Source organism: Roseibium algicola (genome assembly GCF_001999245.1).
GTDB classification, from domain to species: domain Bacteria; phylum Pseudomonadota; class Alphaproteobacteria; order Rhizobiales; family Stappiaceae; genus Roseibium; species Roseibium algicola.
Genome location: NZ_CP019630.1, coordinates 3411639 through 3433882, shown reverse-complemented (window position 1 = coordinate 3433882; position 22244 = coordinate 3411639). Strand labels below are relative to the sequence as shown.

Sequence of the window (22244 nt, the reverse complement as noted above, 5' to 3'; positions counted from 1 at the left end):
AGCGCGATGGCAAAGAAACAGAAACCTCAAGGCGGCGGCGGCGCACCGGACTGGCTGGTGACCTTTGCCGATCTGATGTCCCTGCTCGTCTGCTTCTTCGTTCTGATCATTTCCTTTTCCATTCAGGACAAGGAAAAGCTTCAGGTGGTCGCCGGGTCCATGCGCGAAGCCTTCGGTGTGAAGGACACGTCCCGCAAGACCGGTATCATCGAGGTCGAGGGCATTCCGATCCGCGATTACATGAAGGATATCAGCCAGGTCGAACAGGAAATGGATTCCGACTTCTCCCAGGTGCGCCATGAACAGCGGCGCAAACAGGGCCCGGAAGCCAACACGCACGACACGCTGGAAGCCGATATCGAAAAACCGCGGCAATTCGCGACGGCGGCAGCCTCGCTGCGCCAGGCCTGGCAGGAGATGCCGGAAATCACCGAGATTTCCAGCAACATCATTCTGGAAGAATCCGAGGACGGACTGAACATCATGCTCGTCGATCAGGACGGGCGCTCAATGTTCCGGGAAGGCTCGAAGTATCCTTACGAGACCACCCGCCGCCTGATCGCCAAGATGGCACCTGTGCTGTCGCAGATGCCAAATCGCATCGAGATTACAGGTCACACGACTGCTGGCCGACAGTCCATCGATCCAAGCTATACCGGCTGGGAGCTGTCCAGCGAACGCGCCAATGTCGCCCGGCAGATCCTGTCCGAATACGGCGTGCCGGATAATCAGTTCTACTCAGTGGTTGGCAAGGCCGACACCGAACCGCTGTTCCCCAACGACCCCTACTTGGCGGCAAACCGCAGGATCGGCATTCTGCTCAAGGCTGAAGAACCGCCGCTGCCGGCCGGCCACAAACTTTAGTCCGGTACGGCAACAGCCCCCTGCTAAGGAAACACGTACGATGCCGGTGAGATCTAGCTGACCCGCGAGACCACCAGCCGCGCCCCGTCAATTGCCTCGACACGAACTTTCGTGCCAGCCGGCATGTCCGGTCCGGTAATGCGCCAGATCGTGTCATCGATGGACAGGTTTCCGGCACCCTCGTTCAAGGGCGCGGCAAGGGTGAATTCCCGGCCGACGTAACGGCTTCCGCGCTGGTTCAGCCCCGGATCGCCCTTTTCCGACGCAAGCTTCTGCATCAGCCGGCGTCCTATCAGCAGGCTGACGAGTGACAGCACGAGGAACAGCCCAACATCCACCTGCCAGGCGAAATCGAACAACAGAGCCACAACACCGACGACAAGCGCCGACAGGCCAAACCAGAGAAAAATCGTGCCAGGCGCCAGAATCTCGAGTCCCAGCAGCAGAAGCCCCAGAACGAACCAGCTCCAGGGCCCGAGGGCCGCGATTGTGCTTTCAATCAGGCTCACCGGTTCTCGTCTCCCTCATCACTGCTTGTATTGGGAATGCGCGCCGACGAGCGCTTGGAAGAGCCGTCTTCACCGAACGCTTCCTTGGCAATGGCGCCTATGCCACTCAAGGCCCCCAGCAGCGAGGTCGCTTCCATCGGGAGGATGAGCGTCTTCTGATTGCGCGAGGTTGCCAGTTCCTTGAACGCCTCAACGTATTTGTTGGCAACGAAATAGTTGATTGCCTGGACGTCACCGGAAGCGATGGCCGCACTGACGAGCTGCGTTGCCTTGGCTTCCGCTTCCGCCTCGCGTTCACGGGCTTCCGCATCACGGAACGCGGATTCGCGGCGGCCTTCCGCTTCCAGGATAAGCGACTGCTTCTGGCCTTCGGCTTTAAGGATTTCCGATTGGCGCTTGCCCTCGGCCTCAAGGATATAGGCACGCTTCTCGCGTTCCGCCTTCATCTGGCGGGCCATGGCATCCACCAGATCGCGCGGCGGATTGATATCCTTTATCTCGATGCGGGTGATCTTGATGCCCCATGGCTCTGCAGCCGCATCAACGACGCGCAGGATCTGGGCATTGATTTCATCGCGGTTGGACAGAAGGTTGTCGAGATCCATCGACCCCATCACCGAGCGGATGTTGGTCATGGTCAGGTTCAAAATAGCGTTCTGAAGACCAAGCACTTCGTAGGCAGCACGGGCAGCATCGAGCACCTGGTAGAAGGTCACGCCGTCCGCGCTCACCGTCGCATTGTCGCGGGTGATCACTTCCTGGGTCGGAACATCCAGCACCTGCTCCATCATGTTGAGCTTGTGGCCGATCCTGTCGATGAATGGGATGATGAAGTTCAGACCCGGCGTCAGCGTCTTCCGGTACTTGCCAAAACGTTCGACCGTATAATTGTAGCCTTGCGGCACCGTCTTTACGCCGGCGAAAAAGACCAGAATGACCAGCACGACAAGGCCGATCAGGAAAATGTCAAATCCCGCGATTGGCATATACGTCTCCCGTAATTTTCTAAAATAGCACCGTCACTATGCGCCGAATACCAGAGCGTTTCCAGCGTATTCGCGGCGTTGAGCCGATACGGACACGCGTCCGCTAGCCCTGTTCGCACAAACACTTAAGGCGCTCGTGAAACAGTGCCGTGACTTATGGGCAGTATCGCGAAATTTTACGAGTATTTTCCACCGGCAAGGTTAAACGCCTGTGGATTTGCGGGTGGTCAGATCCAGCCGCCAAGTTCCCGCCGCACGATATGGGACAGCACATCCATGCCAAGATCGCTGTCGTTCAGACAGGGAATATGGCTGAAATTCTCGCCGCCGCTCTCTTCGAAGATCTCCCCGGCCTCGCCGGCAATTTCCTCAAGCGTCTCGAGACAGTCTGCAACGAAACCCGGGTTCATCACAGCAACGTTTTTCACGCCGTCCTTGGCCAGCTGTTCGACGGTCTTGTCCGTGTAGGGCTGCAACCATTCTTCCGGACCGAACCGGGACTGGAAGGTCACCCGCAGTTTCTCGGCGTCCCAGCCCAGGACCTCGCGCATGAGACGGGTCGTCTTCATGCAGTGGCAATGATAGGGGTCGCCGCGTTTGAAATAGGACTGCGGAATGCCATGGTAGGATGTCAGCACCACGTCCGGCTTGAAATCGAGGCTTTCCAGATGCCGCTCAACTGATTTTGCGAGGGCAGTCACATAGACCGGGTCGTCGTGATAGGGCGGCACGGTCCGGATCGCCGGTTGCCAGCGCATCTTCAATAGTGTCTTGCAGACAACGTCATTGACGGTCGCCGTGGTGGTTGCCGAATACTGCGGATAAAGCGGGAAGATCAGGATCCGGTCGCAGCCCTCGTCCTTGAGCGCCTTCAACCTGTCCGGGATCGACGGCTGACCATAGCGCATCGCCCAGTCGATCTTCAGCTTGCCGCCCGCATCGCCCAGCATCTCGGACAGTTTGTCCGACTGGCTGCGCGTGATCGTGCGCAGCGGCGACTCGTCCTTTTCCTTGTTCCAGATCTCCTCGTAGGCCTTGCCGGACTTTCCCGGCCGGGTCATCAGAACAATGCCATAGAGGATCGGATACCAGATTGCCCGGGGCCACTCGATAACGCGCTTGTCGGACAGGAATTCGCGCAGATACCGGCGCATCGGCCAATAGTCCGTGCCGTCCGGTGTGCCCAGATTGACCAGAAGCACGCCCACCTTGCCGCTCTTGACCGAAGGATGGTCCTTCGGCAGGTCGAGTTTTCTGAATGCGGCTTCCTGGTCGGCTGCGATCGGCGCGGTCGGTTGAACGGTCATCTGCGGGATTGGTCCTAAAACGATCTGTCTGTCTGACGCCATACATAGGCCAAGCACATGCCGAGGCCAATGCGGCATTTGTCATACGCAGATTTGAGCAGGCAGATCACCGAATTTCAGGCGGAAGTGCAACAACAAAAGACCTCAAACTGAGGAGAGCCGCCAGCTTCGTCCCGTCGGATGGGCAACTTGCCCCGGAGTATGCAGCCATCTTTCGACACAGCGCTTGCGCGCTTCCTCGGGATGAGACTGAAACTTGCATTAACTCCGGAGGCATGCCTGCGCGTTGCTCCGAGCCTCAACCGTACTCCCGTTCATCCGCAATCACCTTGCCGTCATTCGGCAAACCACCCGGAGCAACGGTCAGGACGTCCCCCTTCAGATGGGTCACTTCACGCAGTGTTTCTGCAACCCGTTCCGGCAAGCCGTTGCCGGAGGCGTCGGTTTCCACGGTCAGTGTCATGGCATCGGCCTCGCCAATGCGGCTGACGGCAAGGCGGGCCTTGCTGATTTCGGGATGCGCGGCAACGATCTGCGCGATCTGCGCCGGGTCGACGAACATGCCTTTGACCTTGGTGCGCTGATCTGCCCGTCCCATCCAGCCGGCAAGCCGCATGTTGGTGCGTCCGCAGGGCGACTGTCCGGGAATGATCTTGGACAGATCGCCGGTCGCGAAGCGGATCAGCGGATAGAGGCTGTTGAAGTTGGTGACCACCAGTTCGCCGACCTCACCATCTGCCACCGGCTCGCCGGTGCCCGGGCGCACGATCTCCACGATATAGTCCTCGTTGACGACCATGCCCTCCCTTGCCTCGCTTTCATAGGCGATGACGCCGAGGTCCGCTGTCGCGTAGCACTGTCCGACACGAATTCCGCCTGCCTCGTATTCCTCGCGCAGGGATGGAAACAGCGCGCCACCCGAGACCAAGGCCTTCTTGATGGAGGAGACATCCCGGCCCTGGTCCCGGCCACGATCGAGGAGGATCTTCAGATAGTCCGGCGTGCCGACGAAACCGGACGGTTTGAGCACCTCGATCGCTTCGACCTGACTGTCCGTATTGCCAACGCCGGCGGGAAACACCGTGCATCCAAGTGCAATGGCACCTTGATCCAGAATGAAGCCACCCGGTGTCAGGTGATAGGAAAACGCGTTGAGAACCACATCGCCCTTGCGGAAACCGGCTGCGAACAGGCTTCGCGCACCGTTCCAGGGATCGAGCCCGGGCGCCTGCGGTTCCCAGATAGGTCCTGGCGACATGAAAACCCTTGCAGCACCGGAAAGCTCACCTGCCAGAAATCCGCCGAAGGGCGGCTGTGCCCGCTGCTTTTCCAAAAGGTCAGACTTGCGCAGGACCGGCAGTCCCGCAAGCGCTGTCCGGTCGGTAACGCCAGCAATATCGCATCCGTCCAGATGTGCGGCCCACCCGGAGGATTTGCCGGTCGCATGGACCAGAAGATCCGGCAATCGGGCAAAAAGATCCCGTTCGCGCTGAGCGGCGTCTTGCCGCTCGCGCGCGTCAAACTGAATGTCGCTCATGGTCGTCTCCGCCTGTTTCGGCCCTGTGTCTGAAACCCCGTCAGGCCAGCCAGCGCTTCCTTCGCTTATAATGTTTGACATTCCGGAACGACCGACGGCCCTCACCGCCAACGCCCAGATAGAATTCCTTGACGTCCTCGTTCTCGCGCAACGCCTTGGCGTCGCCGTCGAGCACAATGCGGCCGGATTCCAGAATGTAGCCGTAGGTCGCGTATTTCAGCGCCACGTTGGTGTTCTGTTCGGCAAGCAGGAAGGACACGCCTTCCTTTTGGTTGAGCTGGCGGACGATCTCGAAGATTTCCTCCACAAGCTGAGGCGCCAGCCCCATGCTCGGTTCATCCAGCAGGATCATCTTCGGCCGGCTCATCAGGGCACGGCCGATAGCGCACATCTGCTGTTCGCCGCCGGAGGTGTAACCCGCCTGACTGCCACGCCGCTCGCGCAGACGCGGAAAATAATTGTAGACCATCTCCAGGTCCGCCTTCACGGCGCTGTACCCGTCCTTGCGGGTATAGGCGCCCGTGAGCAGGTTTTCCTCGATGGACAGGTGACCGAAACAATGCCGGCCCTCCATCACCTGGATGCATCCCCGGCGAACCAGATCGTTTGGCGACAGGGCCTGGACTTCTTCGCCATCGAAAAGGATCTTGCCCTTTGTCACTTCGCCACGTTCGGCACCAAGCAGGTTCGAAATCGCTTTCAGCGTGGTCGTCTTGCCCGCTCCATTCGCGCCGAGCAGCGCCACGATCCCGCCTTTGGGAATCGTCAGCGACACGCCCTTCAGCACCAGGATCACGTGGTCATAAATGACCTCGATATTGTTGACCGACAGGATTGTCCCGGCAGCATCCCGAGCGCCCTGCGAACCAGGCTGTTCTACATCCAGCAATGCCATTCCCTCTTCTCCCTGGTTGCTCCGCCGCACGTTTATGCGGCGCGGCGGAGCGGACTGCCTATCAGTTCGGGCAGGGTTCGGTGCGCGCCGGCCACGGCGCATTCTTTTCTGCGTATTCCGCAGCGGCTGCTTCCAGCAGCGGACGGACCACATCGGTCATCGGCTCGATCCAGTCAGAAACCTGACGCCACTTCTTGCCGTCCCACTCCTGGATGAACACCGGATGGCTGCCGGCGTGGTCATCGCAGGTCACTTTCATCGGATGGGCAAAGCCCTTCAGACCGAGCTCAGCCAGACGAGCCTCGTCCAGGTTGAGAGCCTCGAGACCAAGACGCATGTCTTCGCCCGTGATGACAGTCTTGCCGGTCAGTTGCTGGGCGCTGCGAATGCCTTCCGCGATGATGACCGAGTTCAGGACGCCACGGTTATAGAGCGTGCTGCCGATCGTCTCCGCATCGGTGGAGGACTTGCCTGTATCGATGACGTGTTTCTTGATGTCATCGAGAGCTGGGAAGTCGGCGCCGACACCGGAGAAGTTCAGTGCCTTGTAGCCCTTGGCACCTTCACCACCGGCGGCAGCATCGTCGTCACCTGCGGACCACCACACACCGATGAACTTGTCCATCGGGAAGCGGATCTTGACGGCTTCCTTGACGGCGGTCGGGTTCATCGCACCCCAGCCCCACATGATCATGTAGTCCGGACGGTCGCGGCGTACGTTGAGCCACTGTGAAGACTGGTTCTGCATTTCCGCACCCGGAACCGGGTACTGCAGCAGTTCGAAGCCGTATTTTTCGGCCAGCTGCTCCAAAAGCGGCAGGGGCTCGCGGCCGTAACCGGCGTCAAGGAAGATGTAACCGATCTTCTTGCCCTTGAGGTTCTCAAGACCGCCTTCCTGCTCACCGATGTACTTGATGACCACGGAAGCGCCGTCCCAATAGGTGTCCGGCACGTTGAAGATCCACGGGAACGTGGAACCGACAGCGGCAGCCGACAGGCCGTAGCCCATCGAAAGAACCGGGATCTTGTCGACACCGGCCTTGGGGATCAGCTGAAGCGTGATACCGGTGGAATACGGGTTGTAGACCAGCGCGCCCTTGCCCTTGGTGGCTTCGTAGCACTCGACGCCTTTCTGGGCGTTGTAGCCGGTTTCACACTCTTCCAGCGCCAGCTTAACGCCGCCGATGCCACCATCGCGCTCGTTCAGCATCTGCAGGTAGTCATGCATGCCGTTGGCGATATGGATGCCGGAGCCGGCGTAAGGCCCTGTCCGGTAAGTCAGGAGCGGCACATAGTTGGTATCTTGTGCCTGGACCGCGGTCGTCATGGCGCCGGAGAGACCGACCCCGAGCGCAACAGCGGTTCCCAGCGCAAATTGCTTAATGCTTTTCATATTCTCCTCCCACGCGGCATCGAAATGAATACCGCCGGACCGGTTGCGCCATTCCTCACCGGATCGGTCCATGTCCGGATGGCGGGCGAAAAGGCTGGCAGCCCCTAGTAAGGGAACGGCCAGACCCTGAGCTTCTGCTTCGCGATCTGCCAGAGCCGCGCAAAGCCGTGCGGTTCGACGATCAGGAAGAAAATGATGAGAGCGCCAACGATCATGAAGGTCGCGTGCTCCACGGTCTCCGCGGCCAGGTCGATGCCGAGGAGGCCGGGTACGAATTTCAGAACAACAGGCAGGATCCAGATGAAAGCGGCTCCCATGAAGGCTCCGCCGAGGCTGCCCAGGCCGCCCAGGATCACCATGAACAGCACCTGGAAGGACAACCGGATGGAGTAGGACGACGGCTCGGCGGCATTCAGCCAGAAGAACACCATCATCGCACCGGCCACGCCGCAGATGTAGGACGACACGGCAAAGGCCATCAGCTTGGTCTGCAGCGGGCGAACGCCTATGAGTTCAGCCGCAATGTCCATGTCGCGGATCATCATCCAAGATCTGCCGATCCGGCCGCGCAGGACGTTCGCCATCAAAAAGGCGATCAGCACCGTGATACCGAGAACGATGAAGTAGCGCGCCAGCGGCGTTGCTTCCGCCCCTGTGGCGATAATGCCGAAAACTTCGCGGCGCGGCACTTCGATCGCGCCGGAGGCGTTGTAGTTGTAGAGCCACGGAATACGGATGAAACACCATTCCAGGAAGAACTGCGCGGCGAGCGTCGTCACCGCCAGGTAAAGCCCCTTGATGCGCAGGCTCGGCAGTCCGAAGACCGCGCCGATGGCAGCCGAGAACACGCCGGACACCAGAACCATCACGATGACATTGGCATCGGGAAAGATCGACGTCAGCTTGTAGGCGGCATAGGCGCCGACCCCCATGAACGCACCGGTTCCCAGGGACAACTGTCCGCAGAACCCGGTCAGGATGTTCAGCCCGATCGCCGCCAGCGAAAATACCAGGAACGGGATCATGATGGAGGTCAGGAAGAAGTCGTTTGCAAGGGCCGGAATGACTGCAAACGCCGTGATGAGTATGACGGCCAGGCCGACGCGGTCCTGGAGAATCGGGAACAGCGCCTGATCCGCCTTGTAGCTCGTCTTGAATTGGCCAGCTTCGCGATAAAACATGGGTCAGATATCCCTAGATCCGCTCGATGATACGTTCGCCGAAGAGGCCTTGTGGCCGGAACAGAAGGAAGATCAGGGCGATGATATAGGCGAGCCAGGATTCAATCCCGCCCCCCACAAGACCACCCCAGTACAGTTCGCCGATCTTCTCGCCGAAGCCGATGATCAGGCCGCCGACAATGGCACCCGGGATCGACGTGAAGCCGCCGAGGATCAGCACCGGCAACGCCTTGAACGCTACGATTTCCAGCGCGAAGGACACGTCGGACCGCGCCCCCCACATGATGCCGGTCGCCAGGGCCACGAGGCCTGCTGCGAACCAGACGATCGCCCAGATCTGGTTGAGAGAGATACCGACGGAAAGGGCAGCCTGGTGGTCATCAGCAACGGCCCGCAAGGCTCGGCCGATCCGCGTCTTGTTGAAGAAGATGCCGAGCGCCGTCACCATCACCACCGCGATCACGGCTGCCGCAATATCGATATGCTGCAGGATCACGAGCCCCCGGTCACCGAATTCGAACGCGGTCGAGCCGGTTGGCAGTCCCAGTTGCTCGGTAATCATCTGCTTGGGCTCGCCGCCGAAGACGAATTCACCGAAGCCAACGAGGAAATATGTCAGGCCGATGGTCGCCATCAGAAGGATGATTTCCGGCTGGTTGACCAGGGGTCTCATGACCACCCGTTCCACTCCGTATGCCAGAACCCCCATCACGCCGATGGTCAGGATCAGTGCCAGATAGGCAGGCACACCGTTTTCGTTGAGGCCCACCAGCGTCAGGCCGGCGAACACCACCATGATGCCCTGGGCGAAGTTGAACACGCCGGAAGCCTTGAAGATCAGCACGAAACCCAGCGCGATCAGCGCATACAGAATTCCGGCGACGAAACCTTCCCACAGGACCTGCAGGAAGAAATCCGGCATCTGGTACATCTGTACGAAGGGATCGATAAAAATGTCGTAGAGCATGGTTCGTCCCTCCTAGTGGCTCACACCGAGATAAGCGTCGATAACGGCCTGGCTGGCCTGCACTTCCTCCGGTGGCCCGTCGGCGATCTTCTTGCCGTAGTCGAGCACGACCACCCGGTCGGAGAGATCCATGACGACGCCCATGTCATGTTCGATCAGGGCGATCGTCGTGCCGAATTCCTGATTCACGTCGATGATGAACCGGCTCATGTCTTCTTTTTCTTCAAGGTTCATACCGGCCATCGGCTCATCGAGCAGCAACAGGTCCGGCTCCATCGCCAGCGCGCGGCCAAGCTCGACCCGCTTTTGCAGCCCGTAGGGCAGACGCCCGACCGGTGTCTTGCGGATTGCCTGAATTTCAAGGAAATCGATGATGTCCTCGACCTTGCGCCGATGTTCGATTTCCTCGCGCTCCGCCGGGCCGCGCCACAGAAGTTGCCAGAAGAAGTTCTTGTGCATCTTCAAGGTTCTGCCGGACATGATGTTATCCAGCGTGGTCATGCCCTTGAACAGCGCCACGTTCTGGAAGGTCCGGGCAATCCCCTGGCTGGCTGCCTCGTAAGGCTTCATCTTGCGGCGCACTTGGCCCTGCCAGGTGATCGTGCCTTCCTGCGGATGATAAAATCCGTTGATGACATTGAGCATCGACGTCTTGCCGGCCCCGTTCGGACCTATGATCGCGCGGATCTCGCCCTTCTGGATGTCGAACGAAATGTCGGTGATCGCCTTCACGCCGCCGAAGGACAGCGACACGTTGTCGACCCGCAGCAGTACCTCGCGCTCAGCCGGTTCCTGCGCACCATTCGGCGACAGTGTCTTGTCGGAAACGATCGCGTTCATTCGGCGGCCTCCTGTACGCCCGCTCCGGCGTCATGGGTGGACATGTCGCGGATCTCGACGGTGGCTTCGATTGCGCCCTTGCGGCCGTCTTCAAAGGTTACTTCGGTACGCACATGCTTGGAGGTGGATCCGTCGTAAAGCGCGTCGATCAGTGGACCATAGCGTTCGGCGATGAAGCTCCGGCGAACCTTCTGCGTGCGCGTGAGCTCACCATCATCCGCGTCCAGTTCCTTGTGCAGGATCAGGAACCGCTTGATCTGCGCACCCGCCATCATCGGTTCGCGGGCAAGGTCCCGGTTCACCTGATCGACATGGCTTTCGATCATGCCGTAGACATCTGGATGCGCGGCAAGTTCCTGGTAGGAGGCATAGTTGACGTTGTTGCGTTCCGCCCAGGAGCCGACCGCGGTCAGATCGATGTTGATGAAAACCCCCACCATGTCCTTCTCGTGACCGAAGGCGACCGCCTCCTTGATGTTCGGGAAGAACTTCAGCTTGTTCTCGATGTATTTCGGCGCGAACAGTGCCCCGTCATTGAGCTTGCCCACATCCTTGGCGCGATCGATGATCTTCAGGTGGCCGTTCTCGGCAATGATGCCGGCATCACCCGTATGCACCCAGCCGTCCGGCGTCTTGGTGCTTGCGGTAGCCTCGTCATTCTTGAAATAGCCGACGAAGACACCCGGCGAGCGATACATCACTTCACCGCTGTCGGCGATCTTGAGCTCAACATCGGGAGCAGGTTTGCCGACCGTATCGCCGTAGATCTCGCCATCCGGCTGCAGCGTTATGTAGACGCTGGCCTCGGTCTGGCCGTAGAGCTGCTTGAGGTTGAGGCCCAGCGAGCGGAAAAACCGGAAGATCTCTGGCCCGATGGCCTCGCCGGCCGTATAGCCGACTTTCATGCGGGTAAGACCCATGCGGTTCTTGAGAGGTCCGTAGACGCAGAATTCGCCGAGGGCGTAAAGCATCCGGTCCTTCAGGCCGACCGTTTCGCCATTCAGGATCTTCTCGCCCACCTTGCGGGCAACTTCCATGAAATAGTCAAAGATCGCACGCTTGGTTTTCCCCGCATCTTCCATGCGCACCATGATGCGGGTCAGCATGTTCTCGAAAACACGCGGCGGTGCGAAGAAATAGGTCGGCGCGATTTCAAGCCGGTCCACGTCGATCGTGTCCATGCTTTCCGGACAGTTGACGCAGTAGGCCGCCGTGAAAGCCTGCGCCAGGGAGAACACGTGGTCGCCGATCCAGGCCATCGGCAGGTAGGCGAGCACTTCTTCGGTCTCGTCCAGATGATCGAACTTGTTACCGTTGCGCGCCGAAATGACGAGATTGTCGAAGGACAGCATCACGCCCTTCGGTCTCCCGGTGGTGCCTGAAGTGTACAGCATCACCGCAATGTCTGAGCCCTTGGCGTCACGGAATCCGGCTTCCCACTCGGCTGCCAGGGACGGCGTTGCCGCAAGCAGCTCGCGTCCCTTTTCCTGTACCGAGGAATAGCCGTGCAGGTGGGTATGATCGTAGTCGCGCAGGCCGCGCACTTCATCATAGATGATCTCGGTGAGCGACTTTACCTCGTCCGCCATCGACAGGAGCTTGTCGACCTGCTCCTGATCCTCGACCACCGCGAAGGTGACTTCGGCATGGCCGAGCACGAAGGCCATTTCCTCGGCAACACTGTCCGAATAGACAGGCACCGGAACGGCCCCGAGTGCCTGGGCGGCCACCATCGCCCAATAGAGCCTTGGACGGTTCGCACCGACGATGGCGATCTTGTCTCCAGCCTTCAGGCCCAGAGATTTCAAACCGATGGAGAATGCGCGGATTTCTTCACACACCTCGGACCAGGTCCAGCTTTGCCAGATCCCAAAATCCTTTTCCCGGAACGCCGTCCGGTCTCCGAAGACTTGCGCGTTGCGCATGAGAATCTTCGGAAAGGTGTCCTCCCCGCGCGATGTAGCGCTGGCCGACCCTACCATAGATGTTTCTTCCCTTTAGAAGGCGCCCCGGTTTTCCAGGGTCGTTTCCTGTGGGGCTATGAAACGCCGTGCCGACCGAACCTTCAACCGGTAAATTGTTAAAGGCGAAGAAGGACGCTGTCCCAACCCGTTGAAAATCAGGCTAGGACGGCGGATTTTCAGCAATATGTTTCAATCGTGTCGAATTGTTTCATTTGCGCTGCATGTGCGAATGACTGATGCCTAGACCAGCTCGACTGCACTCTTGCGGACCACCAGCCAGGGCTCCAGTTGAACGCTGCCGTTGTCCGGCTTTGCACCACCCAGCAGGTTGAGCAACAGTTTCGCTGCCTGCTCGCCAACTGCCCGGCGAGGCTGGTGGATTGTTGTCAGTGGCGGCACGAAATGTCCGGCAATGTCGATGTCGTCAAACCCGACAACCGAAACATCTTGCGGCACACGGATGCCGGCTTCGCTCAGGAATGAAATGAAGCCGAAGGCGGACCGGTCGCTGGCACAGAAGACGGCGGTCGGCCGGTTCGGCAGGTCCAGCCATGCCTTTGCGGCCCTGACGCCGGCTTCCAGCGTGTAGTCCCCCTCGAAGATCCAGGCACTGGCCGGATCGAGACCCGCACCGCCCAACGTGGCTCGGAATCCGTCGAGCCGGTCCCTTCCCGGCTTGTGCGACAGGAGGCCCGTAACGTGGCCGATATTGGAGTGCTTCAGTTCGAGGAGGTGCGACACTGCCAGATCCGCCCCCATCAGATTGTCGACAACGGCAATTGGCACCGCCGGATCGTCGCTCCATTCGCCGGCCAGCACGATGGGCGGGGACTTGGGATTGGAAGATCTGATTCGGGAAATCGAGAAATGCCCGTCCAGGATAACGATCCCGTCGCAATTGTTCTTGCTGAAATAGTCACTCAGGCTCGAATGCGACATGGACGGCTTGCGCGTGTCGGCAATCAGCACTTTCAGCTGTCTTTCCGCGCAGACCGTTTCAATGCCCTGGAGAATGTTCGAAAAGTGGGAATTGCCGATGTCCGGAACGAGCGCAACGATCGTTCCCGTGTCCCGGCGGCGAAGATTGCGCGCGGCATGATTGAGGACGTAGCCGGTCTTTTCGACCGCTTCCGACACGCGGCGCCGGGTTTCCGCGGACACCCTGTCGGGTGTCGTCAAAACGCGGCTGACAGTTGCCGTCGACACATTGGCGGCGCGGGCGACGTCCTGAACCGTCGGATTTTTCTTTTTGTATTCAGACTTTGGCATTCCGCGAATGTTAGCCGAGAACATTCTGGCGTCGCACGTCTTTTCAATTGGAGAGGCAAAGAAATTTCAGCTGCACCGGCTCGGTGTTGCCGTGGAAACCACAGCACAGCAGACACGGCGCTTTTCCTCTTGGCGACTGCGGGTCCCCCAAAAACGGGGGAGGCCCGGCAGTTTGGAGTCTGCCGGGCCGATTGACTGACTGGAGGTCATTTTTAGTCAGTCAGAGTCTAACCGTAAGATTAGAAGGTGCGCTGCATACGAACACCGAAGAGGAGTTCGTCCTGGTCACCCTGGGTGTCGATGTCGGTGTTTGCGTAACCTACGTCTGCACCCATGACGAAGCCGGAGACCGGCTCCCACTGAACCGAACCGTCGATTGCGTAACGGGTTACGTCGTTCAGGCCAGTTGCGGCGTCGATGTCGGCATAGGAACCGTCAAGCGCGAGGCCGATCGTGGAAGTTGCCTGGATGTAGGCACCAGCAGACAGCGAGTAACCGGTGGAGGTGTCGCCGCCGTTGTAGTCGGCTACGCCGTCATACGTGGTGATGTAGGACAGTGCGCCATCAGCGTAGAAGCCCTGGAAGAAGATGTTCGAACCGGAGTTGAGCATCGGCAGGTTGATGGCAGCACCACCACCGACTGCCCAACCCAGGGAGTCTTCACCACCATTGTTGGTGCGGTTGGCAGCTGCATCCGGGTAAACCTGGTGCAGAGCACCGGACAGCTGTGCAGAACCCCAGCCCTGGGAAACGCCGAGAGCGGCAACGAAGTCCGGAGCACGGGTCCCGCCGTAATCACCATATTCACGATCGGAACGGTCTTCCAGAGCGATGGTCGCGGAGAAGCCGTTGCCGAAAGCAGCGGTGTAGGCAATCTGGTTGGACGTCACGTCGGACCAGTCACGATCCACGACACCGACAAAGGCCTGACCGGTGAAGATGTCGAAGTTCGAGGTCAGACGACCAGCTGTCAGACCGCCCCACTGGATGTAGGCGTTTTCCAGCGTGGTGCTGTTTTCGCCGTTGGTCACGGTGGAGTAGATGGACACGTAGGTGCGCAGGGTACCGAATTCGGTAGCCGTGCGAGCGTCCAGGTACAGGTAGCCGCGAGACAGCCAGGAGTAGCCGTCGGAGTCACGGTCACTGAAGGCACCGTCTTCCAGAACGTTGTTGACGACAACCTGGGTACGAACACGGCCGCCAACGCGGAGGCAGGTTTCGGTGCCCGGGATGTAGTAGAAGCGCGCGCCGTATGCGTCACAAACGCGAACATAGTCGACCGGCTCCGGAGCGACCGGAAGGTCAGCCGCCTGGGCGGTGGTTGCAGCAGCAGCTGCGGCCGCGCCGAGCATCAAACTCTTGAGTTTCATTACATTACTCCAGTTTCAAATTCAGTCGGAAGGCTGAAGGAACGGATTCGAATACTTTAACGCGACCCCTTCAAACTAACCTTTAGACTACCAACAACAAGCGTTTACTTGCACCCCGTTGGCCGTCTCCGCATCAAAAAGCCAGTTCCGACGCCGGAATTCAAGCCAGAATTTTTCTCTGGCGCACATTGACATTTGGAGTCATATTTTTGCAACACATTGATAATCCATCATTTTTTACAATTTTTCACTTTTTCATTTTTGCCCTTGAACTCCCGAAACCGCATCCCCATATCCCCCGCCCTCGCACTACTTTAAATACTTTGTGTTTATTTATGCTGTTTTTCTTACATTTGCTTTTGCTGCAGATGCGAACTTCATGACTACACTGTTCAGTTTACAGATTTGAAAAGCAAGTTTTTCTATAGAGAAGAAATAGCATTTTCGATTTTGTCTATTTTTCCTGCAGATTTCAGCGGTTTTTGGAACAACCAGAATTTTTAGTCCAGTATTTCTTGAGAACTACAGTTGAGATTGCGCCAATGGAAAACTCTCGGGTTTCCCAAATCGGCGAAATTTCCTCATACATTTTTTTATTTGATAAAAACGTGATCGCTACTTGAAAAGAGAAGTCGTAAAACAAATCTATTTGGCACGGTTTGCCTGCGCGCCCGGCACCGCCCCGCCCACGGCCCTCTCCAGTCCCCAATTTCGGAAAAGGAACTCCCATGGCTGAACCAGAAGAAGGCGAGAGCTTCGATTCGCCGAACCTGATGGCGCTCACCGCGGGAATTGTTTCCAACTACGTGACGAACAACCCGGTCCCGCAGCAGGATCTGATCGAGTTGATTCTGGATGTCCACGTTGCCCTGGAAACCGCGACCAACAATACCCCGACCGTATTCAGGGCTCCCCTCGTGCCGGCTGTGCCTATAAAGCACTCGGTCACTCCGGAGTTCATCGTCTGTCTCGAGGACGGCAAGAAATTCAAGTTTCTGACACGCCACCTGAAGACGAAGTTCAACCTGACCCCCGCCGAGTATCGGCGCAAATGGGGCCTGAGCGCGGATTACCCGATGGTTGCACCCAACTACGCGCAAAAACGGGCCGAAATGGCCAAGGCCGCAAAACTGGGGCATCGGAAACGCTGACCCGGTTTTGAAGACCGACAGCGCAGTGCTATATTCCAGGTATGGACTTCAGGCAGATGAAACTCAGCCCGCAGGCGCGCAAGGCGATCATGAGAAACGATCCCTCGGCGCAAATGAAGGCGATGGTCGAACTTGCACCGGGCAAGACCCCGGACGACCTGGCTATGCGCACCACCAGCGCGGGCACTCCTGAATTATTGTCCTGGAGCCCTCAAAGCCACCTGATGACGTTGCTCGTCACCGCAGAAAACCTCAACTCGCTCGCTGAGGATACCGCTGTCACCTATATCCAGGTCGGCGGTGCGATGCGGCGTTAACGACGCCGCATCCTGTTTTTCACATCAAAAAGCTCAAATCACCGCATCGGTGCGCCCGGGCTGATCGGGATCGCGCAACAGCCGCAGAGCACGCGCCGCGTTCACCCGGCCAAAGCCCCAGGCAACATCGAACCCCGGTATGCCGTCCGGATTATCCGACGTCGCCATCAGGATGTTTGCGATCTGGGGCGCCGACAAGGAGCGTGCTTCCTGAAACAGCAGGGCAACGATACCGGCAACATGCGGGGCAGCCATGCTGGTGCCGGATTTCAGCACACGCATCGGGTGGACCCCGCCGTTGCCGTTGTTCCGTCCGCCTTGTGCACAGGACGCAACAATATTTGTTCCAGGGGCGGCAACCTCTGGCTTGTTCCGATTGTCGCGTGTGGGCCCGCGGCTGGAGGAAGCCGCCGGCGAAAGTGAATAGTGGCTGTAATTGGCAACCGCAATTGCCCTGCGAGTTGTTGCCGGAGTGCCGAGCGTGCGGACAGGGTCGAAATCGCCGCCCTGGAAGAAAGACTGATCGGCATAATTGTTGTCCCGGTCACGCAGATCACGCTCGATCCAGGCGTCGAACCGGCCGTTTTCTCCTTCCAGTGCCTCCAGTTTCAAGGTCCAGACACCGGACCTCAGCATCCCGAGCCCGAATGGTGCTTCCAGTTGCATGTAGATCCGCGCTTGTCCGTTCAAGCTCGAAAAGCGCTCCGAATCGATAAAGACCTCGTCCTGAAGCAGGGATTTACCAGGGGTGACCGGTCCGTACTGTGTTCCATCCGGTGCAGTCAGTGTCACGGCAAACCTGTCGACACTCGAATACCAGATCTCCAGCTCGCTCGACGTCCTGTCCGTTCCGGTCTGGGTGATGGTGCCATCGGGCAAAGGCATGCCACCACCCGTTTTCCAGCGCAGTTCCCGGCTTTCGCCCGTCTTGATGTTCCCGGCGGCATGCCCATGCCAGACATGTTCATTTCCCGCCGCGCTCACGAACGCCCGCCCCAGAGGCTCCAGCAGACGGTCGATCGCCCTTTCGACAAGGCTCTCCCCATCATGGCTACCGCCATTCTGCCCGAGGCTCATGTTGATCACACAGGGCATGTCGAGCGCATCCGCCTTGTTCATGATGTAGGCAACTGCATCGACCACGTGGCTGGAATCGGTAAATGTGCCGGACCCGTCGCGCGTATCCGGCTGAACAAAGATCAGCGTGGCTTCGGGCGCTGCTCCAAGATGCGCTCCTTCTGCGAAGTCGGAATCGTGCGATCTGCCATTGCCTGCCGCGATTCCCGCAACATGTGTGCCGTGTGAAGCCGCATCCGGCCTGTGCCGGACAACACTGAACGGATCAGACGCATTCAGTGCCTCGTCAATCTGGTTGGCCCCATACTCCACGCCATAGGCGAAATCATCCGGCGCGCTCTCGCCCGGACGGGCGTCGAGGCGCTGGTCCCAGAGAAAGGCCAGCCTTGTGGTGCCGTCCGCCTTGCGGAAATCGTCGAGCGTGAAATCCATTCCGTAATCGATGATGCCCACCAGAACACCGGCCCCTGTGCGGCCCGGAACGCCGGTACTGCCCTGATGGACCGTGTTCGCCCTGGTTTCGGCAAGGGAGGTTTCGAGCATCGGAAACCAGCGCCGCCCGGCTTCGACAGTTTCCACCGACGGATGCGCATGCAGCTCCGCCAGCCTGTTCATCGGAAGCGAGACGGAATAGATCTTCCCGGCCACATGTACCCAATGAAAGTCAGCAAAGGCCGCGGGCGGTTGATCCGCCTGCAGTTCGACCAGAACGCGTCGGACCTCCCCAAGCGGCGGCGACCCGGCAGAAGTGCTCTCCAGGGACGCGGGAGCGGACGGAATGGTGTCGAGGGCGGTTTCGTCGTCAAATGATTTCAGTTCTGCCTCGGCCGCATACCGGCGCAGCCTCGGGTCAAGTTTCTTTAGTTGCATGGATCCCTCCATCGCAGGAAAAACAAAGTCAAAAATACTTGGCCAGCATATCATGAAAGGCGAAGTTTTTCGGCCTGCACGTAACCCTCGTCGGGTCTTGTCAGCAAGGACTGCCATTCTCTTCTCGGATGAATGGTCAAACCTGCTTTTCGGGCTTACTCTCACCCCATGGAGGAGACACAACAGCTCAAGACGCAGCTCGATCTGATGCAGGCCGCGCTTGACCACATCAATCAGGGCTTTTCGGCCTTCGACGCCGATCTCAGACTTGTCGCGTGGAATCGAGGCCTTTGGGAAATGCTTGATTTTCCTCAGGAACTGGCTCGTCGCGGCACGCATCTGGAAGCGTTCTTGCGTGTCAACGCCGAGCGCGGCGAATATGGGCCCGGCGATATCGAAGGCAAGATCCAGCGCCGACTGGAACGGGCCAAGCTGTTCGAACCGCATTATTTCGAACGCATCCGTCCAAATGGCCAGGTGATCGCCGTTTCGGGCACCCCCCTGCCGAAGGGAGGGTTCGTCACAACTTATTCCGACGTCACCGAGGATCGCCGCCGGCAGGAAAAGCTGGAACGAACGGTGGAAGAGCGCACACGGGCACTGCAGCAGTCGGAAGACTGGCTCCGTCTGGTGACGGACAACATCCCTGCCCTGATTGCCTATCTGTCTCCCGGCCCCGTCTTCCGCTTCGCCAACCGCCGCTACGCCGACTGGTTCGGCCACTCGGTTGCCTCGATCGCGGGACGGCCGGCACCGGAAGTGGTTGGCGAGGACCTGTTCAAGGAGCTGGAGCCTCATATCAACCGCTCCTTTGAAGGCAATGCCGTCAGCTACGAATATCAGCGCAATCGTTCGGACGGCAGTACCGCCTACATGCGCTCGACCCTCATTCCGGACATGACCAAGGACGGCAGGACCCTGGGCATTTTTGTGCTGTCGCTCGATGCCACGGACCAGAAGCAGGCGGAAGCAGCGCTTGTGCAGTCTCAGCGCATGGATGCCGTCGGCAAGCTCACCGGCGGGCTCGCCCACGACTTCAACAACCTGCTTGCGATCCTGATGGGCAATCTTCTGTCTCTCGGGCGTATGGAAACGCCGCTCGACCGGGAAACCCTCGACGGCAAGCTGTCACCAATGCTCGAAGCGACCAAGCGCGGCTCGGATCTGATCCAGCGCCTGCTTGCCTTCAGCCGTGGCAAGGCGATCGATCCCCAGAATGTGTCGCTTGCCAAGGTCATCGCCAGTGCCGGCCGGTTGCTGGAAGGCTCCCTGCCGCCTTCGGTCGACGTGACGATTACCGCTCAGGACAAGGAAATCGGCGCTTGCATCGACCCGACGCAGATGGAAACAGCGCTGATCAACCTGGCCTTCAACGCACGCGATGCGATGCCGGAAGGCGGCACGCTGACCATCACTTTGGATGCATGCGAGTTGGACACTCGCGAAGCCGATGACCTGGGCATTCCATCCGGCAGGTTTGCGCGTATCACCGTCGGCGACACTGGCGGCGGCATGGATCCGGACACGCAACTGCGTGTCTTCGAACCCTTTTTCACCACCAAGAACTTCGGCACGGGCAGCGGGCTCGGCCTGTCCATGGTCTATGGATTCATTCGCCAGTCAGGCGGCGCGATCCACATCTCCAGCGCCCTGGGCGTCGGCACCTATCTGACCCTTTATCTGCCCTATCAGCGTATCACGCCATCTACTGGCCGGGACACGGACGAGGGCGAAACGCTCCCCTTGAAACCGGGTCAGGGTGAACTTCTGCTTCTGGTGGAGGATGACCCGGATGTTGCCAACACGGTGACGGACCAGTTGCAGAACCTCGGATACGCGGTGCTGAGAGCCGAAAACGCGGAAGACGCGCGAAGCCTGGCGCTGGACCTTCCCGAATTGCGGGGAGTGCTGAGCGACATCATCATGCCGGGGCAGATCAATGGTCTGGCCCTCGCACGCGAGATCCAGCAGAAGCGTCATGATCTGGGCATTGCACTGATGTCCGGTTACGCCGACTGGTCCGATCTTGCAGGACAGGAATACGCCTGCGAATTTCCGGTCTTGGCGAAACCCTTCGCAGATGCTCAACTTGCAGACACCCTGCAAAAGATTCTCAGCCCCACACCAGATCCGGCCTGAAGGTTATGCAAAGAGAATTGCGATTGACCCATCTGGTCTGGTCCCGAGCCCCTTTCCAACTTGCCGGTCTCAGTTGCCAGGCTTCTCCGCTCAAACGATCCCACAGACGGATCGAAATCAGTAACCCTTGATCTAGGACACAGGAACGCGCCTTGCAGACACGCTCCCTCCAGGCAACCAAACGCACGGTTTTCATCGTCGACGACGAACCGGAAATCGGCAACTTGCTGCTGGATGCCCTTCTCCAGTTCGAGATGGAAGGCAAGGTCTTTTCCACGGCCTCACAGATGCTGATCGCACTCGGCCTGGAAACACCGGATGCCTGCATCGTCGATCTCGGCCTGCCTGATATGGAGGGCATGGCACTCATCAACGAGATCAGACGCCGGTCATCAGTGCCGATCATCGTTCTGTCGGCGCGCGGACATTCCACCGACCGTGTCATGGGGCTGGAACTTGGCGCGGATGATTACGTGGTCAAACCGTTTGACCCGCGCGAAGTGGTTGCACGTATCCGCTCCATTCTGCGTCGCTCGTCCGACCAGGCACCGGTGAAGGCCAGCGTCGACTGCGCCCGGTTCGAAGGCTGGACCTACCAACCCGCTTCCCATTGCCTGACCTCTCCGGAAGGCGAGGAAACTTTTCTGTCCACTGGAGAGGCCACGTTGCTGGAAGCTCTGCTGAGAGCTCCCAAACGCGTGCTGTCGCGAGACTACCTGCTTGAACATGGCGGCCGTGACGAGAGCCTCGACAGGTCCATCGACGTGCGCATCTCGCGCATCCGCAAGAAGCTCAACCGCAAGAACGAGCCCGCCCACATTCGCACCATCTACGGTTCCGGCTATATGCTGGCCTGTGATGTGAAGTGGTCATGAGCAACTCCGCACAGGAACTCCGAAAACTCGACGAAGGGCTCTGGACGCTCGATACCACCTTTACCAGGCTCGGCTGCAAGGGCAGCCTTCGCATGACCGTTCTGGAAACCTCCGGCGGACTGGTGCTCCACTCTCCGGTGGCACTGGGCAAGGATGTCAGGAACGCCCTCCGCAGCCTGGGCGAGATCGCGGTGCTCTTTGCGCCGAACCTTTTCCATCACATGTATCTGCACGCCGCACAGGACCATTTTCCCAATGCCCGTGTACTTGTTCCCAAAGGGCTTGAACGGAAGATCGGCAAGATCGCGAACTCGGAAATTGTCACTGATAAAACAGTCGTGGCTGATGGAGAAATCGAGCATGCGACACTGAGCGGGCACGACTTGAATGAAACGGTTCTCTTTCACCGGCGTTCGGGCACGCTGGTAACGGCTGACCTGCTCTATAACTATCAACCGGAACACAATTTCACAGAAAAACTGTTCTTCAGGGCAATCGGTTGCTACGGCGTGCCGGGAGTGGCCTTCTATCACCGCTACGCGATCCGCGACAAATCCGGCATCGCCCCCTTTCAGGAAGCCGTTGGCAGCTGGCCCGTGAAACGGATCGTCATGTGTCATGGCCGAATTATTGAAGCGCCCGAAGCCGCCGGTATTTTCACGTCCGCCTGGCAGCGCTTCGCCTGACTTCCGCAAGACCAATCAGACAACTAAAAAAGGGCTGTCCACCGGGA

At 59.0% G+C, this 22244-nt stretch carries 19 protein-coding genes; 6 read left to right on the top strand and 13 right to left on the bottom strand.

Annotated elements, in window-relative coordinates; genetic code table 11:
* Positions 1 to 6 precede the first annotated feature (6 nt).
* On the top strand, positions 7 to 864 hold the full coding sequence (locus tag B0E33_RS15945; RefSeq protein WP_023003573.1) for an OmpA/MotB family protein: 858 nt from the start codon (positions 7 to 9) through the stop codon (positions 862 to 864).
* A 53-nt stretch (positions 865 to 917) separates the two neighbouring features.
* Here B0E33_RS15945 and B0E33_RS15940 read toward each other — a convergent pair whose 3' ends face one another.
* From B0E33_RS15940 to B0E33_RS15885, 12 genes are all read right to left on the bottom strand, one after another.
* Entirely contained in the window at positions 918 to 1373 is a 456-nt protein-coding gene (locus B0E33_RS15940; protein ID WP_077291733.1) for an NfeD family protein, read from the bottom strand.
* Entirely contained in the window at positions 1370 to 2353 is a 984-nt protein-coding gene (locus B0E33_RS15935; RefSeq protein WP_077293373.1) for an SPFH domain-containing protein, read from the bottom strand. Before B0E33_RS15935 ends, B0E33_RS15940 begins: the two co-directional genes overlap by 4 nt.
* A gap of 233 nt (positions 2354 to 2586) precedes the next feature.
* The gene (hemH, locus tag B0E33_RS15930) at positions 2587 to 3666 is read right to left on the bottom strand and encodes a ferrochelatase (RefSeq protein WP_075282867.1); all 1080 of its coding nucleotides are present in this window, start codon (positions 3664 to 3666) and stop codon (positions 2587 to 2589) included.
* Positions 3667 to 3964: 298 nt separating this feature from the next.
* Positions 3965 to 5203 carry a phenylacetate--CoA ligase family protein gene (locus B0E33_RS15925; RefSeq protein ID WP_077291732.1) on the bottom strand — a complete coding sequence of 413 codons (1239 nt, stop codon included), beginning with the start codon at positions 5201 to 5203 and terminating at the stop codon, positions 3965 to 3967.
* Between the two features lie 40 nt (positions 5204 to 5243).
* Positions 5244 to 6098 carry an ABC transporter ATP-binding protein gene (locus B0E33_RS15920; RefSeq protein ID WP_023003584.1) on the bottom strand — a complete coding sequence of 285 codons (855 nt, stop codon included), beginning with the start codon at positions 6096 to 6098 and terminating at the stop codon, positions 5244 to 5246.
* A gap of 61 nt (positions 6099 to 6159) precedes the next feature.
* Positions 6160 to 7491, bottom strand: coding sequence for an ABC transporter substrate-binding protein (locus B0E33_RS15915; protein WP_077293371.1), 1332 nt, complete (start codon positions 7489 to 7491; stop codon positions 6160 to 6162).
* Between the two features lie 104 nt (positions 7492 to 7595).
* Positions 7596 to 8672 (bottom strand): branched-chain amino acid ABC transporter permease, encoded by a 1077-nt coding sequence (locus tag B0E33_RS15910; RefSeq protein WP_023003588.1) that lies wholly within the window; start codon positions 8670 to 8672, stop codon positions 7596 to 7598.
* A gap of 13 nt (positions 8673 to 8685) precedes the next feature.
* The gene (locus B0E33_RS15905) at positions 8686 to 9639 is read right to left on the bottom strand and encodes a branched-chain amino acid ABC transporter permease (RefSeq protein ID WP_023003590.1); all 954 of its coding nucleotides are present in this window, start codon (positions 9637 to 9639) and stop codon (positions 8686 to 8688) included.
* A gap of 12 nt (positions 9640 to 9651) precedes the next feature.
* Positions 9652 to 10479: an ABC transporter ATP-binding protein gene (locus tag B0E33_RS15900; RefSeq protein ID WP_023003592.1), complete on the bottom strand. Its 828-nt coding sequence runs from the start codon at positions 10477 to 10479 to the stop codon at positions 9652 to 9654.
* Entirely contained in the window at positions 10476 to 12461 is a 1986-nt protein-coding gene (locus B0E33_RS15895; RefSeq protein ID WP_055661165.1) for an AMP-dependent synthetase/ligase, read from the bottom strand. The genes B0E33_RS15900 and B0E33_RS15895 overlap by 4 nt, the downstream gene beginning before the upstream one ends.
* Before the next feature lie 222 nt (positions 12462 to 12683).
* Positions 12684 to 13712: a LacI family DNA-binding transcriptional regulator gene (locus B0E33_RS15890; RefSeq protein WP_023003596.1), complete on the bottom strand. Its 1029-nt coding sequence runs from the start codon at positions 13710 to 13712 to the stop codon at positions 12684 to 12686.
* Positions 13713 to 13951: 239 nt separating this feature from the next.
* Positions 13952 to 15082, bottom strand: coding sequence for a porin (locus tag B0E33_RS15885; protein ID WP_077291730.1), 1131 nt, complete (start codon positions 15080 to 15082; stop codon positions 13952 to 13954).
* 728 nt (positions 15083 to 15810) lie between these two features.
* Here B0E33_RS15885 and B0E33_RS15880 point away from each other — a divergent pair.
* Positions 15811 to 16233 (top strand): Ros/MucR family transcriptional regulator, encoded by a 423-nt coding sequence (locus B0E33_RS15880; protein ID WP_023003602.1) that lies wholly within the window; start codon positions 15811 to 15813, stop codon positions 16231 to 16233.
* Between the two features lie 56 nt (positions 16234 to 16289).
* On the top strand, positions 16290 to 16550 hold the full coding sequence (locus B0E33_RS15875; RefSeq protein WP_152505492.1) for a hypothetical protein: 261 nt from the start codon (positions 16290 to 16292) through the stop codon (positions 16548 to 16550).
* Positions 16551 to 16583: 33 nt separating this feature from the next.
* On the opposite strand, the gene B0E33_RS15870 is transcribed toward B0E33_RS15875, so the two are convergent.
* Positions 16584 to 18497 carry a S8 family peptidase gene (locus B0E33_RS15870; protein ID WP_208997638.1) on the bottom strand — a complete coding sequence of 638 codons (1914 nt, stop codon included), beginning with the start codon at positions 18495 to 18497 and terminating at the stop codon, positions 16584 to 16586.
* Between the two features lie 168 nt (positions 18498 to 18665).
* Between B0E33_RS15870 and B0E33_RS15865 the strand changes: the two genes are divergently transcribed.
* From B0E33_RS15865 to B0E33_RS15855, 3 genes are all read left to right on the top strand, one after another.
* Positions 18666 to 20636, top strand: a complete 1971-nt coding sequence (locus B0E33_RS15865; protein ID WP_077291728.1) for a PAS-domain containing protein — start codon at positions 18666 to 18668, stop codon at positions 20634 to 20636.
* Positions 20637 to 20788: 152 nt separating this feature from the next.
* Entirely contained in the window at positions 20789 to 21511 is a 723-nt protein-coding gene (locus B0E33_RS15860) for a response regulator transcription factor (RefSeq protein ID WP_023003610.1), read from the top strand.
* Complete coding sequence (locus tag B0E33_RS15855) at positions 21508 to 22197, top strand: DUF4336 domain-containing protein (protein WP_077291727.1); 690 nt, start codon at positions 21508 to 21510, stop codon at positions 22195 to 22197. The genes B0E33_RS15860 and B0E33_RS15855 overlap by 4 nt, the downstream gene beginning before the upstream one ends.
* Positions 22198 to 22244: the final 47 nt, after the last annotated feature.

Bases quoted from the DNA above. Each gene is read 5' to 3' on its own strand.
- B0E33_RS15945 (WP_023003573.1), top strand. From the start codon at position 7: ATGGCAAAGAAACAGAAACCTCAAGGCGGCGGCGGCGCACCGGACTGG.
- hemH (WP_075282867.1), bottom strand. From the start codon at position 3,666: ATGACCGTTCAACCGACCGCGCCGATCGCAGCCGACCAGGAAGCCGCA.
- B0E33_RS15925 (WP_077291732.1), bottom strand. From the start codon at position 5,203: ATGAGCGACATTCAGTTTGACGCGCGCGAGCGGCAAGACGCCGCTCAG.
- B0E33_RS15920 (WP_023003584.1), bottom strand. From the start codon at position 6,098: ATGGCATTGCTGGATGTAGAACAGCCTGGTTCGCAGGGCGCTCGGGAT.
- B0E33_RS15915 (WP_077293371.1), bottom strand. From the start codon at position 7,491: ATGAAAAGCATTAAGCAATTTGCGCTGGGAACCGCTGTTGCGCTCGGG.
- B0E33_RS15910 (WP_023003588.1), bottom strand. From the start codon at position 8,672: ATGTTTTATCGCGAAGCTGGCCAATTCAAGACGAGCTACAAGGCGGAT.
- B0E33_RS15905 (WP_023003590.1), bottom strand. From the start codon at position 9,639: ATGCTCTACGACATTTTTATCGATCCCTTCGTACAGATGTACCAGATG.
- B0E33_RS15900 (WP_023003592.1), bottom strand. From the start codon at position 10,479: ATGAACGCGATCGTTTCCGACAAGACACTGTCGCCGAATGGTGCGCAG.
- B0E33_RS15895 (WP_055661165.1), bottom strand. From the start codon at position 12,461: ATGGTAGGGTCGGCCAGCGCTACATCGCGCGGGGAGGACACCTTTCCG.
- B0E33_RS15890 (WP_023003596.1), bottom strand. From the start codon at position 13,712: ATGCCAAAGTCTGAATACAAAAAGAAAAATCCGACGGTTCAGGACGTC.
- B0E33_RS15885 (WP_077291730.1), bottom strand. From the start codon at position 15,082: ATGAAACTCAAGAGTTTGATGCTCGGCGCGGCCGCAGCTGCTGCTGCA.
- B0E33_RS15880 (WP_023003602.1), top strand. From the start codon at position 15,811: ATGGCTGAACCAGAAGAAGGCGAGAGCTTCGATTCGCCGAACCTGATG.
- B0E33_RS15875 (WP_152505492.1), top strand. From the start codon at position 16,290: ATGAAACTCAGCCCGCAGGCGCGCAAGGCGATCATGAGAAACGATCCC.
- B0E33_RS15870 (WP_208997638.1), bottom strand. From the start codon at position 18,497: ATGCAACTAAAGAAACTTGACCCGAGGCTGCGCCGGTATGCGGCCGAG.
- B0E33_RS15865 (WP_077291728.1), top strand. From the start codon at position 18,666: ATGGAGGAGACACAACAGCTCAAGACGCAGCTCGATCTGATGCAGGCC.
- B0E33_RS15855 (WP_077291727.1), top strand. From the start codon at position 21,508: ATGAGCAACTCCGCACAGGAACTCCGAAAACTCGACGAAGGGCTCTGG.